The organism is Streptomyces sp. ADI96-02 (assembly GCF_003846185.1).
Lineage (GTDB): Bacteria > Actinomycetota > Actinomycetes > Streptomycetales > Streptomycetaceae > Streptomyces.
In genome coordinates this window covers 4,919,037-4,934,946 of record NZ_ML123034.1, presented here as the reverse complement: position 1 = coordinate 4,934,946, position 15,910 = coordinate 4,919,037, and the positions used below count along the sequence as shown (strand labels likewise).

Here is a 15,910-nt window from a genome sequence, read left to right as displayed (position 1 = left end):
CCCGACACCCCGATTCTGACGACGGACGCCCGCCACCGCGCGGACGCCAAGAGCGCGCTCATCACGCTGGTGGAGCACGCTCTCATGGCGCGCCTGCGCTGAGGCTCCGGCCCCGCCGCTCTCCGGCGGTCGCGAAAGGGCCCCGCGCTCCTCACGGAGTGCGGGGCCCTCGTCGTGCCGGGGCGGTTCCGGTTCAGCCCTGCCAGCTGTGCGGCGCGCGGAAGCCCGGCGTGCGCTCCAGGCGGCGCCAGCCGGCCGTGTTCCGGCCGCGGCGGGCGGCGGTGGCGGGCTGGGCGGCGGCGCGGGCGAGCAGGACCGCGGTGATGGCGGCGAGCTCCTCGGGGTCGGCGTGACCCTTCTCGACGCGCAGGACGGACTCGGCGGAAGTCAGGCTCATGGGATGGTCTCCGTCTTTCTCTGCGGGAAGGTCGTGGCCCCGGGACGCCGGGGGCCGCGGCGGACGACTACTGCGGCGGGTTGCCGTGCTTGCGCGACGGCAGGTCCGCGTGCTTGTTGCGGAGCATCGCGAGCGAGGCGATCAGCACCTCGCGGGTCTCGGCCGGGTCGATGACGTCGTCGACCAGGCCGCGCTCGGCCGCGTAGTAGGGGTGCATCAGCTCCGCCTTGTACTCCTTGACCATGCGGGCGCGCATGGCCTCGGGGTTCTCGGCGTCCGCGATCTGGCGGCGGAAGATGACGTTGGCGGCGCCCTCGGCGCCCATCACGGCGATCTCGTTGGTGGGCCAGGCGTAGGTGAGGTCGGCTCCGATGGACTGGCTGTCCATGACGATGTACGCGCCTCCGTATGCCTTGCGCAGAATCAGCGAGATCCGCGGCACGGTGGCGTTGCAGTAGGCGTAGAGCAGCTTCGCGCCGTGCCGGATGATTCCACCGTGCTCCTGATCGACGCCGGGGAGGAAGCCGGGTACGTCCAGAAGAGTGATGATGGGGATGTTGAAGGCGTCACACATCTGGACGAAACGAGCGGCCTTCTCGGACGCCTCGATGTCCAGCACCCCGGCCAGGGCCTGCGGCTGGTTGGCGACGATGCCGACGACCTGGCCGTCCAGGCGGGCCATCGCGCAGATGATGTTGCGGGCCCAGCGCTCGTGGATCTCCAGGTAGTCGCCGTCGTCGACGAGCTCCTCGATGACCTGGTGCATGTCGTACGGGCGGTTGCCGTCGGCCGGGACCAGGTCCAGCAGGACGTCGCCGCGCCGGTCGGCCGGGTCGTCGCTCTCGACGGTCGGCGGGTTCTCGCGGTTGTTGGAGGGCAGCATCCCGATCAGGTAGCGGACCTCGGCGATGCAGGTCTCCTCGTCGTCGTACGCGAAGTGCGCGACGCCCGAGGTCTCGGCGTGCACGTCCGCGCCGCCGAGGCCGTTCTGGGTGATCTCCTCGCCGGTGACCGCCTTCACGACGTCCGGGCCGGTGATGAACATCTGCGAGGTCTCGCGGACCATGAAGACGAAGTCGGTGAGCGCCGGGCTGTAGGCCGCGCCGCCCGCGCACGGGCCGAGCATGACCGAGATCTGCGGGATGACGCCGCTGGCGCGGGTGTTGCGCTGGAAGATGCCGCCGTATCCGGCGAGCGCCGAGACGCCCTCCTGGATACGGGCTCCGGCGCCGTCGTTCAGCGAGACCAGCGGGGCTCCGGCCGAGATGGCCATGTCCATGATCTTGTGGATCTTGGTGGCGTGGGCCTCGCCGAGCGCCCCGCCGAAGATCCGGAAGTCGTGCGCGTAGACGAAGACCGTGCGGCCCTCGACCGTGCCCCAGCCGGTGATGACGCCGTCCGTGTACGGCTTCTTGGCCTCCAGGCCGAAGCCGGTCGCCCGGTGCCGGCGCAGCTGCTCGACCTCTTTGAACGAGCCCGGGTCCAGCAGCAGCTCGATGCGCTCGCGCGCGGTCAGCTTCCCCTTGGCGTGCTGCGCCTCGGTGGCGCGATCGCTGGGGCCGCGCCGCGCCTGCTCGCGCAGGGCCAGCAGTTCGGCCACCCGGCCGCGGGTGTCGCTCGGCTCACCCTGGATTTCGTCCACAACGGTCATACACCGACCCTACGAACCCGGCCCCCGGAATCGCGCCGTCGACTCCGTACAGTCTCCTGCTCGGTTTCGTGGTGGGAGTCAACAGAAGCGCAACGGGATGCAGGCGATCCACCAGCAGAACGCCGCTCCGCGTTGTGAGGATGCCACAAGATCAGGGTGTGGCCTGGGGCACACGGGCCAGGCGGTGCGCGCGGTCGCCCCCAGTATGGCGCAGCAGCCGCCGGACACCGGCGACGAGGGGGCGTCCGACACCCCCGAGGGGCGGCGCCGACTCCGGCGCCGCCCCTCGCGTCGTCCGTCACATCCCTGTGCGGCGGATGGTGCGGCGGAAGGTTTGCGGTGGTTCAACTCCCGCACGGGAGAGGCATGGTGCCCCGGTCCGCGCGATCGCTTCCGGTGCCGTCGTCGACGTACTTCGCGGTGACGGACGCGCACCGCCCGCCCGGGTGATAGCGGACCGTCGACGGCGCGTGCGTGCCCAGGCCCTTCGGGGAGGCGGCGTCCGGGGTGCCGCAGACGGCCTCCTGGCCGGCGGGCGCGGGGCCGAGATCGGTCACGGTGAAGCCGTCCAGGACGAAGTCCGCTCCCTGCGGCGCGTCGGCGTGCTTGCGCAGGCCCGTCCAGGTGTCGCCGCAGCCCGCGGTGATCGTCCGGCTGAAGCGCTCGGTGGTGCGCTGCTGCCCGATGGGCGTGGCCCGGGTCTCGGTGGAGGCGGGCGTGCCGTCGGCGGTGACGCGGTCGTAGCCCTCGACCCAGCTGTAGGCCCCGGCGTGGCTGGACTGGTAGTCGAACTCGACCCGGTAGCGGCGGCCGTCGGTCAGCGGGACGGTCCAGGGAGCGGTGCGGTAGACGAGGCCGGCGTTCTCCTCGTGCGACTTCAGCGACTCCTTCCCGCCGAGCACGTCGTCGACGAGCTTCCCGTTCCAGCCGGACTGGGTGTACGGGGCGTTGAGCTGGGAAATGCTGGTGCGGGGGTCGGTGGAGCCGCCCGCGTCGCCCTTGAGGAAGGGGCCCCAGCCCTGGTCCACGGCCTCGAAGTCCTCGTGGACCAGTGCGCCCGGCCGCGTGGCGGGGGCGTTCTCGACGATCCGCACGTCGTCGGCGCGGACGGTGGCCGCGCTGCCGGCCGCCGCCTGGACGCTGAGGGTGGTACGGCCGTCGGCGGGTGCGGTGAAGTTGACCTTGGCGCGCTGGAAGTAGGTGCCGTGCCAGTCGGACGCGGCGACGAAGTCCTCGGCCGTCGAGCGGTCCACGGCCACCGACTTCCCGCCGGCGCTGAGCGTCGTGCGGCGGGTCTTGCCGGGCTCGACCTCGATCAGGGCGGAGGCGGTGTAGCGCTTGCCGGGCTTGAGGCCGGTGACGGTCTGGGAGAGCGAGGCGGCGGGCGTACCGGAGAGTTCGGCGCTGTTGCGCCCCTGCTCGTCGGTGTCCCGCGCCGCGGTACCGGTCTTCTTCCAGCCGGCGAGGGCCCGGTCGTTGAAGCCGGGGTCGTCCAGAGCGGTGCCCGCGCCCCAGTCCGGGCCGGCGGCCTTCGGGGCGCGGTCGGGGTACAGGACGTAGGGCTGTCCGGCGGTGGCGGTGAGTGTGATCCTGCCGTTCACGGGGCGGACCGCGGTGACCTTCTCCCGTCCGTTGTCGGTCAGCCGGTAGACCGTGTACGCGCCCCGGCCGGGCACCTCCCAGCTGCTGGTCCCGCCGGTCTCGCTGTAGTGGTAGAGCTTCTTCCCGCCGTCCCAGGGCAGCAGGTAGTCGCTGCCGCTGAGGACCTTGCGGCCCTGGTCGTAGAAGGTGCGCCTGCCGTTCTCGACCGTGCCGCGCACCCCGCGGGTGAAGGTGATGTCGTTGCCGTCCCAGCGGGTGATCCGCTGCTGCTGGAGGTACTTGGCGGGCAGGTTCTTCTGCCAGATGTTGGCGTAGAAGGCGTTCCAGTCGGTCTCGCCCGTCCAGCCCTCGAACTCCTCCAGGGCGCTCTGGCCGAGGACCGGGTGGTCGTTCCAGATGTCCTTCTCGCCGTTGCGGATGAACCGGATGATCTGGGAGTTGAGGCCCTTGTTGGTGGCCCCGCCGTAGTCCAGGTCGTTGGCCCAGTGCGACCACAGCGAGGCGCGCTCGAACTTGTCGGCCCATTCCGTGCCGACGGTCCAGCCCTGCTTCTGCACGGCCTGGAGGGTCTTGTCGGCTATCCAGCCGTGCGGGTAGTAGACGTCGATGTAGAGGAAGGAGAGGTTCTCGTCCGTCTCGTCGCGCAGTTGCTGGAGGCGCTTCGCCAGGTCGCCGCTGTTGAGGTCGCGGCGCTGGTCGATGTAGTAGCTCTGGTTGAGCCAGTTCCAGCCCGGCCTGGTCTTGTCGACCAGTTCCTCGCTGAACGCCTTCGCCTCCGGGTAGGACTCGGTGGCGTTGACGTGGACCCCGAAGTCGGCGCCCCACTTCCCGCCCTCCTTGAGGAGGCGGTTCAGGTCCTTGAGCCCGCCGGCCCGCTTGTTGTAGTTGCCGCCGTAGTCGGGGTGGGCGGAGTCGTGGCCCTCGGAGCCGTAGCCCTTGAGGACGGCGAGCTGGCCGAGGCCGTCGGTGGCCTGCGAGATCCGCTTGACGTCGTCCAGCGTGCGCAGGAAGGGATGGGTGGCCTGGCTGGCGAAGTTGAACGGGATGTGGGTGACGACCCGGTCCGCGGTGTCCTCGCTGCCCGGTGCGGTGACGGCGATGGAGCGGAACGCCACGGCTCCGTCCTGCCAGTCGACGGTCCGGTCGCCGTTGGCGTCCGGCGTGACGACGACCTTGGCCCAGGGCAGGTTCGCGCCGCTCTCGGGTTCCGGCGCGCCCTCGCCCCGGTAGGTCCACTGGCCGGAGCCGACGCCGACCCGGACGCTACCGTCCTCCTCGGTGCGCGCCCGGTGCCAGAAGCGGGCGTCGTCGCCGCCGGTGGCTCCCGAGGGCTTGTCGTAGGAGGAGTTGGACTCGACGGCGGCGGCGAGCGAGCCGGTGTTGACGATCGCGTAGCTCGCGCCGACGGGTGCGGGGTCGGGCTCGGTGTCCGCGGTGACCTTCGCGAACACGTCGGCGGTCCGGGTGGAGTCCGCGTCCAGCGTCGTGAACGCGGTCGCCGCGCCCGGCTCCGTGGAGCCGACGGAGACGAGGTCGTGCCCGGGGATGTCGAGGGTGGACACCCGGAACGCCTCGGTGTCGCGCACGGCCGTCACCCGGAACGCGGTGGCCCGCCCGGAGACGGTGAGCAAGGCGTCGATCTCGACGCCCGGCAGGTCGGTGACGGCGAGGGTGTAGCGGGCGGTCGAGGCGGTCGTCCTGGGCACGCCCTTGAGCTCCACCGGGTACGACGTGCCGTTCAGGGTGATCGCGGTGACCGGCCGCGTACTGCCGAGGAGCCGCTTGCCGCTCGCCCGGTCGGTGTACGACAGGACGCGCGGGAAGTCGTCGGCGACGGCGACGGCGAGCTGCGCGGATCCGATGACGGCGGAGCCGCCGGGCTCCGCCGCCCCGGCCTCGGTGGGGAGCGGATCGGCGGCGTGGGCGGGGAGGGCGGTCCCCACGAGCGCCAGGACGGCGGCTGAGGCGGCGGCGACTGCGGCGGCCGACGGGAATCTTCGCGACATGGCCCCTGAGTAGTCGCCGCGTCCGGACACCGTCAACGATGTACGGCTCCCCGGGCCGACTCCGTCCAACAACCCCGGTGCGTTAGTCCAAGTGGCCCGTGCGCAGGTCGCGGTGGCCTCGCCTTCACCTCTTGTGGCCGCGCGGCGGCGGTTCACCGAGGCGCGATCGGGCCAGGTTCCGGTTCTGCGCGGCACGTTCCGCTTCGAAGCGTCGTGTTGTGCAGACCCGGAGACGAGGAGGGCTCTCCGGGCTGACCCTGGAGGGCGACGGGACCTGCAACCACGGTCCGTTCGCCGGCAACCCGGACGACTCGGACGACAGGAAGGCGATCCTGGCCCGGCTGGCGGCGGGCTTCAACCGGTCGATCATGCTGAGCCACCCCAGCCGGCCCAACGGAACGGAACCTCGGTGGCGGACCACTACCGGGGCGGTCACCAACCACTGGTCGCGCGTGGTCCACGCCAACAGCCCGATCGGCTATGCCTTCCCATACGACAACGTCCGCTCGGACGGCCGACCGGAGGTCTCCGGCGCGGCACACGACGGGAACCCGCGCCGCTTCACGGTGAGCGTCGGGTCCTGAGGGCGGGCGCGGGCCTCCGGGGTGCGGGTTCCCCGGGGCCGGGCCGGGTCGGGTCGGGGGCGCGGGCCGGGTCCGGGCGGCGCAGGTCCGGGCGGCGCAGGTCCGTGGAGGCGCAGGTCCGTGGAGGCGGGCCGGGCCCGGGGCGCGGGCCGGCCCGGGGGGTGCGGGTGCGGGGCGGCGCGGTCCGTGGGGGCCGGTCCGTGAGGGCGGGGCGGCACGGGTCCGCCCCGGGGGCGGCCGTCGGCGTGGTGGCGACCGCCTGTCAATTCCGGCGCAGCGTGGCGTCCTTGACTTTCGATTCCGCCTCCCGGGACCGTTCGCCATGCGAAAGAACACGCTCCCCCACCGCGTGACCGCGGCCATGGCGGCCGGACTCCTGCTGGCCGCCCTTCCGGCCTCCGCCCACGCGTCGTCGCCCGCCCCCGGCCCGGCGGACCCGCCCGCCTCGATCCCGGCGGCGGCCGGCCGGACCGGCGCCCCCGCCGCCACCGCCGCCTCCGAAACCTCCGGGACCGCCGACGCCTTCAACGGCCTCGACGCCCTCGACAGCCGGGGCCTGCGCGTCTTCCAGCAGCGCCACGGCCTGCCCCCCACCGGTCGCGTGGACCCCGCCACCGCCCGCCTCCTCACGGCGGCCACGGACGGTGAACGACACGCGCTCTTCATCGAGCCGTCGGACCTCGGCCCGGACCAGCTCGCCAACGCGCGTACCGTCATCGGCGTCGGGAAGGGCGCGGACATCCCGGTGCGGGGCCAGGTGATCGCGTTGATGACGGCCATGCAGGAATCCACGTTCGTCAACCACACGATCCCCGTCGACAACGACTCGCTCGGCGTCTTCCAGCAGCGCCCGAGCATGGGCTGGGGCACGCCGGAGCAGATCACCCACGTCCCGACCTCCGCGAAGTCCTTCTACGGGGTGGCCGACTTCGGCAGGAATCCGGGACTGCTCCAGATCGACGGCTGGGAGTCGATGGACGCGGGCAGGGCGTGCCAGGCGGTGCAGCGCTCCGCGCGTCCCGACCGGTACGCGCGGTGGGAGGCGTTCGCCCGCGATCTGCTGGAGCAGGAGGGCCCCTCGGTGGATCCGGTCGGCTGAGCCCCGCCCGGCGGGCACGGGCGCGCCCCCTCGCGGGGGCCGCCCGCGCCCGCCGGGTGCCGGGTGCCGGGTGCCGGGTCAGCAGCCGCCGCAGTTGTAGTAGGTCACGTCCCAGTGGTTGCCCTCGTCCGCGTAGATGTTGCCGGAGCCGGACTGGTACTGGGGCGCGCCGTCGCCGCGTACGCCGATGTAGGTGAAGACGCCCTTGACGTAGTTGGTGAGGCAGGTGCTCTTGCCGAAGTCGAGCTTGTAGCCGGTCCAGTGGGAGTAGGTGCCGCCGGCGTGGCCGGTCTCGGTGCCTCCGGTGATGTTGAGGGCGCAGCCGGTGGCGCTCCTGAGCGTCTGGGCGCCCTGGGCGGTGGCCAGGTTGAGCTGGTCGAACGAGGTGCAGGTGGGGACGTTGCGGTTGGAGCAGCCGCCCGAGGACGACCAGGTGATCCCGGACGAGGTGAACCGGGAGGTCGCCTGGGCGTGGGTCAGCTTGGTCGCGGCGCTCGCCTCGGCGGGGCCGCTGCCGAGGACGCCGATCCCGGGAACGAAGAGCGCGCCGAGGACGAGCGCGAGGGCGGTGAGGGCGGAGCGGAGTCGTGGACGGGTCACCATGAGGGGTTTCCTCCTGCTCATGACAAACGAGGGCGCGCGGGCGCGGGCGCGCACGCCGGGCAGGGAGATAGTGCCCGAGCTCTACGCGCGTCCGCCAGAGGGCCGCGGGATTCGCCGCACCCGACAGCGAGCCCGATCGCTCACCCGACCCCGCCACGCCACCGCCCCCGCGGGCGTCCGGACGGGGAAACCACGGAATCAGGGGCACGCAAGTTGAAACTTGAACAAGATAGGGCTACGGTAAATCTCGTTGAAGGTTAAACAACACCTGCAGCACCCGCTCGACCACGTCCCCGAGGAGGAGCCATGGCTCTGTTCAACCGCAAGTCGTCCGCCGCCCCGACCATCGCCGAGGCCCCCGCGGTGGACCCGGCCCTGGCCGCCCTGACCGGCGCCTATACGATCGACCCGGCCCACAGCAGCATCGGCTTCACGGTGCGCCACGCGATGGTGACCAATGTGCGCGGCTCCTTCGTCGAGCACGAGGGCACCCTGACCCTGGACGGCGTCGACCCGGCCAACTCCTCCGCCTCGATCGACGTGCGGATCGCCAGTGTCGACACCGGTATCGCCGACCGCGACGCCCACCTGGTCAGCGGCGACTTCTTCGACGCCGGGACGTTCCCGCTCATGACGTTCCGCTCCACCTCGGCCGAGCAGCTGGGCGGTGAGGCGTACCGCGTCACCGGCGACCTGACGATCAAGGACGTCACGCGCCCGCTCTCCATCGACCTGGACTTCAACGGCTCCGCCACCGACGTCTACGGCAACGAGCGCGTCGGCTTCGAGGGCACCGCCAACATCCTGCGCTCGGACTGGGGCCTGACCTGGAACGCGGCACTGGAGACCGGCGGCGTCATGGTCAGCGACAAGGTCAAGCTCACCTTCGACATCTCCGCCATCAAGGCCGCCGCACCGCAGGACTGACGCACCGCAGGACTGACGGATCACCGGCCTGGACCACCGGTCTGGACACGCGCACGGCCCGGACACCCGCACGGCCCGGACACCCGCATGGCCCGGACACCCGCACGGTCCGACCACACGCCGCTCCGGCCTCCCACAGGGCCTGACCGCGCACCACTCCGGTCCGCACACGGCAGCGCCCCGCACCCCGACGACACGGGATGCGGGGCGCGCCGTCGTTCGGCGTCGCGGTCAGCGCTCGACCTTCTCGGCGAAGAGCGGGACGACCTTCTCCAGCGCGTACGAGACGGAGAGCACGGAGTCCGTGGCGAACGCGAGGCTGACGTCCTTGTCGAAGATCAGCGAGCGGCCGGCCTTCACCGACGGAACCGCCTGGTAGAGCTTGTCGCCGCTGATGTCGGCCTCGGAGACGCCGATCGGGGTCATCACCGTGAGATCGGCGTCGAGCAGGTCCAGCTTCTCCTTGGAGACCGGGATGAAGAAGCTCTCTCCGGCCGCCGCCTCGACGGCGGGGTTGTTCTCGAAGCCGAGGCGCTCGACGAAGTCGACCCGGCCCGTGCCGCCGACGTACGCGCCGTAGCCCTCGGAGGTGCGCGAGCCGAGCGTGATGGTGGCGCCCTTGAACTCCGGGTTCGCCTTCGCGGCGGCCTCGAACTTCTTCTCGGTGTCCGCGATCAGCTTCTCGCCCTTCTCGGGCACGCCCATCGCGGCGGCGATCATCGTGGTCTGCCGCTCCCACGAGATCATGTACTGGTCACCGCCCTTGGGCACGCCCACGGTCGGGGCGATCTTCTTCAGGGTGTCGTAACGCGTCTGGTCGCCGCTGGACTTGGTGTCCAGGATCAGGTCCGGCTGGAGGGCCGCGATCTTCTCGAACTCCGGCTCCATGGTGCCGATCAGCTCGGGGCTCTTGTCGTACATGCCCTTGGCCCAGGGGCCGACCCCGTCGCCGCCGAACGGCAGCCAGTCGCTCGCGCCGACCGGCTGGCCGCCGAGCGCGAGCACCGTCTCGGCGTCGCCCCAGCCGAGCGCGACGATGCGCTTGGGCTGCTTGTCGACGGTGACCTCGCCGAACTTCGTGGCCACCTTCGCGGGGAAGGCGCCCTCGGAGGCGCCGCCGGGGGCGGAGGCGGACGCGGAGGAGTCGGAGTCGTCCGACGAGCCGCAGGCCGAGAGGCCCACGAGCAGGGCGGCTGCGGCGCCGGCCATCAGGACGGGAGTGCGCCGGGCGCGCCGGGCGACGGAAGCGGAATCGTTCATACCCATTAGGTTAGCCTCACCTAATGACAACGCTGCCACCGGGTCCGTCTACCGTGTTCGCGCAGGTCGGACGGCCGGGCTCGGCACATGGTGGCGGCCCAGCGGCACCACCATCGGGGTGGCCGACGCCGGGTCCTCGATCACCGAGCAGCGCATCCCGAACACCTCCCCGACCAGTGCCTCCGTCACGATGTCCACCGGTCGGCCCTCCGCGACGATCCGCCCCTCCTTCATGGCGATCATGTGGTCCGCGTACCGGCAGGCCAGGTTCAGATCGTGCAGGACGGCCACCATGGTGACGCCCCGCTCCAGGTTGAGGTCGGTGAGCAGGTCCAGGACGTCGAGCTGATGGCTGGCGTCCAGGAACGTCGTCGGCTCGTCGAGCAGCAGGATGTCCGTGCGCTGCGCGAGCGCCATGGCGATCCACACGCGCTGGCGCTGGCCGCCGGAGAGTTCGTCCACCGGCCGGTCGGCCAGGTCCAGGACGTCGGTCGACAGCAGCGCCCGCGCGACGGCCTCGTCGTCCTCGGCGCTCCACCGGCGGAACCAGCCCTGGTGCGGATAGCGGCCCCGCCCGACGAGGTCGGCGACGGTGATGCCCTCCGGCGCGGTGGGGCTCTGCGGCAGGATGCCGAGGACGGCGGCGACCTCCTTGGTCGGCGTCTCCTGGACGGAGCGGCCGTCCAGCAGGACCGCGCCGGCGGACGGCGCGAGCAGCCGGGCCATCGCCCGCAACAGGGTCGACTTCCCGCAGGCGTTGGGGCCGACGATGACGGTGATCCGTCCGGGCGGGACGTCCACGCTCAGGCCGGAGACGATCTCCCGGTCTCCGTAGCCGAGCCGGACGTCCCGGGCCTGAAGAGTGTGCTCGGCCACGACCGGGCCCCGCCTTTCGTCGTCGTCCTGGTGATGCGTCGGTATCCGGGTCACGCTCTCAACCCCCGCCGCCCACGCGGTTGGCGCGGGCCAGGAGCAGGAGCAGGTACGGGGCGCCGATGACGCTGGTGACCACACCCACCGGCAGTTGCACCGAGGGCAGCATGTGCTGGGCGGCGAAGTCGGCGACCAGGACCAGCAGGGCCCCGGTCAGCGCCGCGTGCGGCAGCGCCGCGCCCCGGCCCGGGAGCAGGCGGCGGGCGATGGGGGCCGCGACGAACGCCACGAACCCGACGGGTCCGGCCGCCGCCGTCGCCACCCCGGCGAGCGCCGTCGCGCAGCCGAGCAGGGCGAGCCGGCCGGGTTCGACCTTCGTCCCGAGCCCGGCGGCGGTGTCGTCCCCGAGCTGGAGGGGTCCCAGCGCCCGCGTGGCGAGGGCGGTGAGCGGGACGAGTACGCACAGGGCGGCGAGCAGCGGCCACAGGTGGCCCCAGGAACGGCCGTTGAGGCTGCCGTTCAGCCAGAGGAACGCCTGCTGCGCGTCGGCGACCTCGGCACGGGCCATCACGAACCAGACGACGCTGACCAGCCCGGAGCCCAGTCCGACGCCGATCAGGACCAGGCGCTGGCCGGTGGTGCCGTTGTGCCGGGCGAGCAGGTGGATGGCGGCCCCGGCGACCACCGCGCCGGTCAGGGCGCTCGCGGACAGCATGAGCCCGCTGACCTGGAAGAGCAGGGCCGCCGTCACCGCGAACGCGCTGGCCCCGGCGCTGACGCCGATGACGTCCGGGCTCGCGAGCGGGTTGCGCAGCACGGACTGGAAGACGGCTCCGGAGAGTCCGAACCCGGCGCCGACGAGGATCGCCAGCAGCGCGCGCGGCAGTCGCAGTTCCAGCACGACGAACCGCGAACCGCCGTCACCGTCGCCGAACAGGGTGGCCAGCACCTTGCCGAGCGGCATCACCAGGTCGCCGACGCTGAGCGAGAGGCCGAGCACGACCGCGACGGCGGCCAGCAGGCCCGCCGCCGCCAGCACGGAGCGCCGACGACCCCGTTCGCGTACGGAGGCGACGGCCGCCACGGCTTCGGCGAGGCGGGCCCGGTGCGCCGCGGCGGTGTCCTGGGCGGGGATCCCGGTCACAGTTCCACCAGCTTCCTGCGCCGGACGAGCCAGATGAACGGGATGCAGCCGATCGCGGCCGTGACCACGCCCACCTGCACCTCGCCGGGCGGGGCCACGACCCGGCCGATGATGTCGGCGACCAGGAGCATGATCGGCGCGAGCACCATGCTGTACGGCAGGACCCACCGGTAGTCGGGGCCGGTGAGGAGGCGGGCGGCGTGCGGGACGGCGAGCCCGACGAAGCCGATGGGTCCGGCGACGACGGTGGCGGAGCCGCAGAGCAGCACCACGGCGAGCGCGGACGTCAGCCGGGCCGCGCCGATCCGCTGGCCGAGCCCGCGCGCCAGGTCGTCGCCGAGCGAGAGGGCGTTGAGCTGCGGCCCGAGCAGCAGGGCGAGCAGCGTGCCGGCCGCGATGAACGGCGACACCTGCCACAGCACCTCGGCGCTGCGTGCGGTGAGCGCGCCGAGCTGCCAGAACCGGAACTGGTCGTAGCTCCCGCGGTCCTGGAGCAGGATCGCGGACGTCACCGAGGTCAGCAGGGCGCTGGTCGCCGCTCCCGCGAGGGCCAGCTTGACCGGGGTGGCGCCCTCGCGGCCGAGCGAGCCCACCCCGTACACGAGCAGGGCCGCGAGCAGCGCGCCGAGGAAGCCGAACCAGATGTACTGCGTGGCGGCGGTGAAGCCGAGCAGGCTGATCGAGCACACGACGGCCACCGAGGCGCCGGCGTTGACGCCGAGGAGCTGCGGGTCGGCGAGGGGGTTGCGGGCGACGCCCTGCATCACCGCGCCCGCGAGGCCGAGCGCCACACCGGCCAGCAGCGCGGCGACGGTGCGCGGGACGCGGACCTCCTGGACGATGAGCTGGCCCTTGACGGTGAGGTCGGGGTCGAGGACCCCGTGCAGCACGTCGTCGAACGAGACGTCGCCGGAGCCTACGGCGAGGCTGGCCACGGCGGTGAGCAGCAGGACGGCGAGGACGGCCACGAGCCCCAGGGCGAGGACGGGCCGGCCGTGCCTGCGCGTCGCTTCGCGCTTCGCGCTCGTTCGCTCCTCCGCGCCCGTGCCGGCCGGGGCGCTCACGGCCCTGCCACCGGGGCGGCCGGAATGCGGTTGTGCACTGTTCCTCACCTTGCTCGTCGGCGCCGCCGCCTGCCGGGGCCCCTGCGGGGCGGAGGACATCGGCCCCGCCGGCCCGGAATCCGGCCTTCCGCACCGGCCACCCCCGGAGGGGAAGCACAGGGGGGCCCGAAGTAAGGTCACCCTAACAGCGCCCCGCCGCGTGGCACTGCCGCACCCCACGAAGTACGGAGTCCCCCTTGTCGTACGCCGCCCCGGCCGACGCCACCACGTCCGCCACGGTCCTGGACCCGCTGGCCGGAGCCGTGCAACTGCGCTCGGCGGAGGAGCTGCGCACGATCCTCGGCGTCCCGCACCCCATCGTCATCGACAAGGTCCACGACCGGCTCACCGACGACGACCTGGACCTGCTGGCCCGTTCCCCGCTCTGCGCCCTGGCCACGTCGGACGCGGCCGGCAACTGCGACGTCTCCCCGCGCGGCGACGGCCCCGGCTTCACGCACGTCCTGGACACGGGCACCCTCGCCCTGCCCGACCGACCGGGCAACCGCCGCGCGGACAGCTTCCACAACATCCTGTCCAACCCGCACGTGGGCCTGCTCTACCTGATACCGGGCGCGATGGACGTACTGCGCGTCAACGGCCGCGCCCGGCTGCTCACCGACGCCCCGTTCTTCGACGCGATGACGGTGAAGGGCCGGCGACCGGAACTGGCCGTGGTCGTCGAAATCGACGAGATCTTCCGCCACTGCCCGAACGCGCTGCGACGCTCGGGGGTGTGGACGCCGCAGACGTGGGAGGCGTGAGGGCGGCGCGGGAGCCCGCTCATCCCTTTCCGGCCGGGTTTCCACGCGCAGATGACACCGACCCTTCCTGACATGGGCAACGCCGCGCGGAGCTATCACCTCTCCATGCAGCCCACGGTCAGACTCTTCTGAGGCGGACTTCAGAGGAGCACACTCGGTCAATATCATCCGAAACACAGATGGCGTCACCACCATCAATCACGTTGAAATCAACGAGGCACTCAGCCGTGACATCCTCGGCGAAACCGATCGAAATCGAACTCCCCTCAGCAGCGTCCGGCGAAGCCTGCAAAGAACCGACCGAGTCACCCGAATCAGCAAAGAAGGACCAACTCTGCGCGGTCGACCCGTCCGGACACCCTGCCCTGAAGGAATTTTGAAGCGGCAGCCCGTCAACTTCCAGATCACGATTTTCGTGGAATGTGACCACGCCGCCATCCGCACTGCGCCACGATCCGACCAACTCGGACGCTTTCACGACATGCGGCGCCTCTGAATTGCCGCAACCAGCGGAAACCGCGAGCATGGCAGATGCCACGATCCACCAACTCACCTTGGTAGAAAATCTCAAAGCAAATCTCCCGGGAGAGTCGCCTGCAACCTCGAACCATGTGAGGCACAGACTTCAAAAGGTTCAACATGAATCAATAGGCCCAGCAGCCACAAGAAGACAAGGGAAGCTTCTCACGCCACGAAAATCTTTGCTCCACGGCAGCTCCCGGCAATCCTGTTACATAGGGGTTAATTTCACGTGGAACCAGATGGGTTGCAGACCTCCAGTCACTCAAATTCCACGCCGAGAATTCGAGGACAACATGCCCCTTATTTCGATTCACTGACCGAATTATTCCAGTGGCTCGATAGGAACCAAGAAATGCTGCCGCTTCATTTTGCGTACCAACCTTGCCATTAGAAAGCACTCCTGATATATCCGCAGCGGCCCCTCTGATCGAGTTGAACCGATACCACGGACTACCTGGCTCCGGACCTTTGTCTCGATATTCTGCCGCAACAGCATTTTTGGCAGCAGCAGCTTCCACCCCCTCATCAACCGCCTGCCGAAGAAGAGCGGACCTAAGACTTCTGATCGTTTGATGCCGGGAAAGTTTTGCCGTAAAAACAGCACCTCCCCGGAACTCCTCCACGACTTGAAGAGGATTACCTGCACCAAGAATCCATCCGAAGAACAAGGCCCTGGACGTCTCCCACGAATTCACATCACCCTCGTATAGGATTCCGTAATCATCAGCCGGATTGGACGGAAAATTATAACCCAGGGAATTCCACGACTGAGCATCAAGATCAAAGTAGGGGACAGGCTGTACACCCCGCATACGAGGGAAAAGCGTTGTGGGGGCCGACGCAGCGCCACCGCCGAGGCGGGCCGTTCCACCCTTCGACGACTCTGGTGTCGTGGTGTTGATGTACTTCGGCCTGCCGTTGCCCTTGGATCCACCTGGCCCTGACGGGCAGCCTTCACCGGCTCCGCCTGCGCCCCCGCAGGCGAGGCCCATTCCGGTGGGGTCGGAGAAGGTGAGTGGGTTGTTGATGCTGTAGCTGTAGCCGTTGAGCGTCTGATGCTTATCGAGTTCGAGCAGCGGGTCGACGCTGATGAACTGGCCGGTCCCGGGGTCGTACGCACGGGCACCGATGTGAGTCAACCCGGTTGCAGCGTCAGCCGGCTTGCCCAGGAACGCCTTGTCATCAGGCCAGGCGGTCGGCTTGGCTCCACGAGGAGCGCCGAACGGAGTGCTGTGGCGCTTGGTGACTGCCTGGGTCGTCGCGTCGGTCGCAATGCTGCTGGTGCCGTGGTGGTCGGCTGCGAGGAAGTTGAGCTTGCTGCCAGTAGCACCGGACGTGGTTGTGGGCTTGATCCGCTTTGACGGACATCCGAGAC

Annotated in this window: 13 protein-coding genes and 2 pseudogenes; 5 read left to right on the top strand and 10 right to left on the bottom strand. The window is 70.7% G+C overall.

Going from position 1 to position 15,910, the window contains the following annotated elements; translation table 11 throughout:
- Positions 1 to 102, top strand: a pseudogene (locus EES43_RS21810) (ATP-binding protein); the annotation flags it as partial.
- A 91-nt stretch (positions 103 to 193) separates the two neighbouring features.
- Here the strand turns inward: EES43_RS21810 and EES43_RS21805 are convergent.
- From EES43_RS21805 to EES43_RS21795, 3 genes are all read right to left on the bottom strand, one after another.
- The gene (locus EES43_RS21805; protein WP_124270276.1) at positions 194 to 397 is read right to left on the bottom strand and encodes an acyl-CoA carboxylase subunit epsilon; all 204 of its coding nucleotides are present in this window, start codon (positions 395 to 397) and stop codon (positions 194 to 196) included.
- A 67-nt stretch (positions 398 to 464) separates the two neighbouring features.
- Positions 465 to 2,048 carry an acyl-CoA carboxylase subunit beta gene (locus EES43_RS21800; RefSeq protein ID WP_124270275.1) on the bottom strand — a complete coding sequence of 528 codons (1,584 nt, stop codon included), beginning with the start codon at positions 2,046 to 2,048 and terminating at the stop codon, positions 465 to 467.
- Between the two features lie 344 nt (positions 2,049 to 2,392).
- Positions 2,393 to 5,656: an endo-alpha-N-acetylgalactosaminidase family protein gene (locus EES43_RS21795; protein WP_241192495.1), complete on the bottom strand. Its 3,264-nt coding sequence runs from the start codon at positions 5,654 to 5,656 to the stop codon at positions 2,393 to 2,395.
- 272 nt (positions 5,657 to 5,928) lie between these two features.
- Between EES43_RS21795 and EES43_RS21790 the strand changes: the two are divergent.
- Positions 5,929 to 6,240 (top strand): annotated as a pseudogene (locus tag EES43_RS21790) (beta-1,3-glucanase family protein); the annotation flags it as partial.
- A 322-nt stretch (positions 6,241 to 6,562) separates the two neighbouring features.
- A complete protein-coding gene (locus EES43_RS21785) occupies positions 6,563 to 7,339 on the top strand; it encodes a peptidoglycan-binding domain-containing protein (RefSeq protein ID WP_124270274.1) in 777 nt (258 codons plus the stop codon).
- Between the two features lie 78 nt (positions 7,340 to 7,417).
- Here EES43_RS21785 and EES43_RS21780 read toward each other — a convergent pair whose 3' ends face one another.
- Positions 7,418 to 7,942 (bottom strand): hypothetical protein, encoded by a 525-nt coding sequence (locus EES43_RS21780; RefSeq protein WP_124270273.1) that lies wholly within the window; start codon positions 7,940 to 7,942, stop codon positions 7,418 to 7,420.
- 306 nt (positions 7,943 to 8,248) lie between these two features.
- On the opposite strand from EES43_RS21780, the gene EES43_RS21775 reads away from it, so the two are divergent.
- Positions 8,249 to 8,869, top strand: a complete 621-nt coding sequence (locus EES43_RS21775; protein ID WP_124270272.1) for a YceI family protein — start codon at positions 8,249 to 8,251, stop codon at positions 8,867 to 8,869.
- A gap of 231 nt (positions 8,870 to 9,100) precedes the next feature.
- Here EES43_RS21775 and EES43_RS21770 read toward each other — a convergent pair whose 3' ends face one another.
- The 4 genes from EES43_RS21770 to EES43_RS21755 are packed head-to-tail and all read right to left on the bottom strand — an operon-like array spanning position 9,101 to position 13,210.
- Positions 9,101 to 10,129: an iron-siderophore ABC transporter substrate-binding protein gene (locus EES43_RS21770; protein WP_206430101.1), complete on the bottom strand. Its 1,029-nt coding sequence runs from the start codon at positions 10,127 to 10,129 to the stop codon at positions 9,101 to 9,103.
- A 48-nt stretch (positions 10,130 to 10,177) separates the two neighbouring features.
- Positions 10,178 to 11,005 (bottom strand): ABC transporter ATP-binding protein, encoded by an 828-nt coding sequence (locus EES43_RS21765; protein ID WP_124270270.1) that lies wholly within the window; start codon positions 11,003 to 11,005, stop codon positions 10,178 to 10,180.
- Positions 11,006 to 11,063: 58 nt separating this feature from the next.
- Positions 11,064 to 12,146 carry a FecCD family ABC transporter permease gene (locus EES43_RS21760; protein WP_241192494.1) on the bottom strand — a complete coding sequence of 361 codons (1,083 nt, stop codon included), beginning with the start codon at positions 12,144 to 12,146 and terminating at the stop codon, positions 11,064 to 11,066.
- Positions 12,143 to 13,210, bottom strand: coding sequence for a FecCD family ABC transporter permease (locus tag EES43_RS21755; RefSeq protein WP_241192493.1), 1,068 nt, complete (start codon positions 13,208 to 13,210; stop codon positions 12,143 to 12,145). Before EES43_RS21755 ends, EES43_RS21760 begins: the two co-directional genes overlap by 4 nt.
- Before the next feature lie 236 nt (positions 13,211 to 13,446).
- Here EES43_RS21755 and EES43_RS21750 point away from each other — a divergent pair, with 236 nt between their 5' ends.
- Entirely contained in the window at positions 13,447 to 14,013 is a 567-nt protein-coding gene (locus EES43_RS21750; RefSeq protein ID WP_124270268.1) for an MSMEG_1061 family FMN-dependent PPOX-type flavoprotein, read from the top strand.
- 118 nt (positions 14,014 to 14,131) lie between these two features.
- On the opposite strand, the gene EES43_RS21745 is transcribed toward EES43_RS21750, so the two are convergent.
- A complete protein-coding gene (locus EES43_RS21745) occupies positions 14,132 to 14,551 on the bottom strand; it encodes a hypothetical protein (RefSeq protein WP_124270267.1) in 420 nt (139 codons plus the stop codon).
- Between the two features lie 106 nt (positions 14,552 to 14,657).
- On the bottom strand, positions 14,658 to 15,910 hold a 1,253-nt coding region (locus EES43_RS21740; protein WP_164493223.1), incomplete at its 5' end, for an RHS repeat domain-containing protein.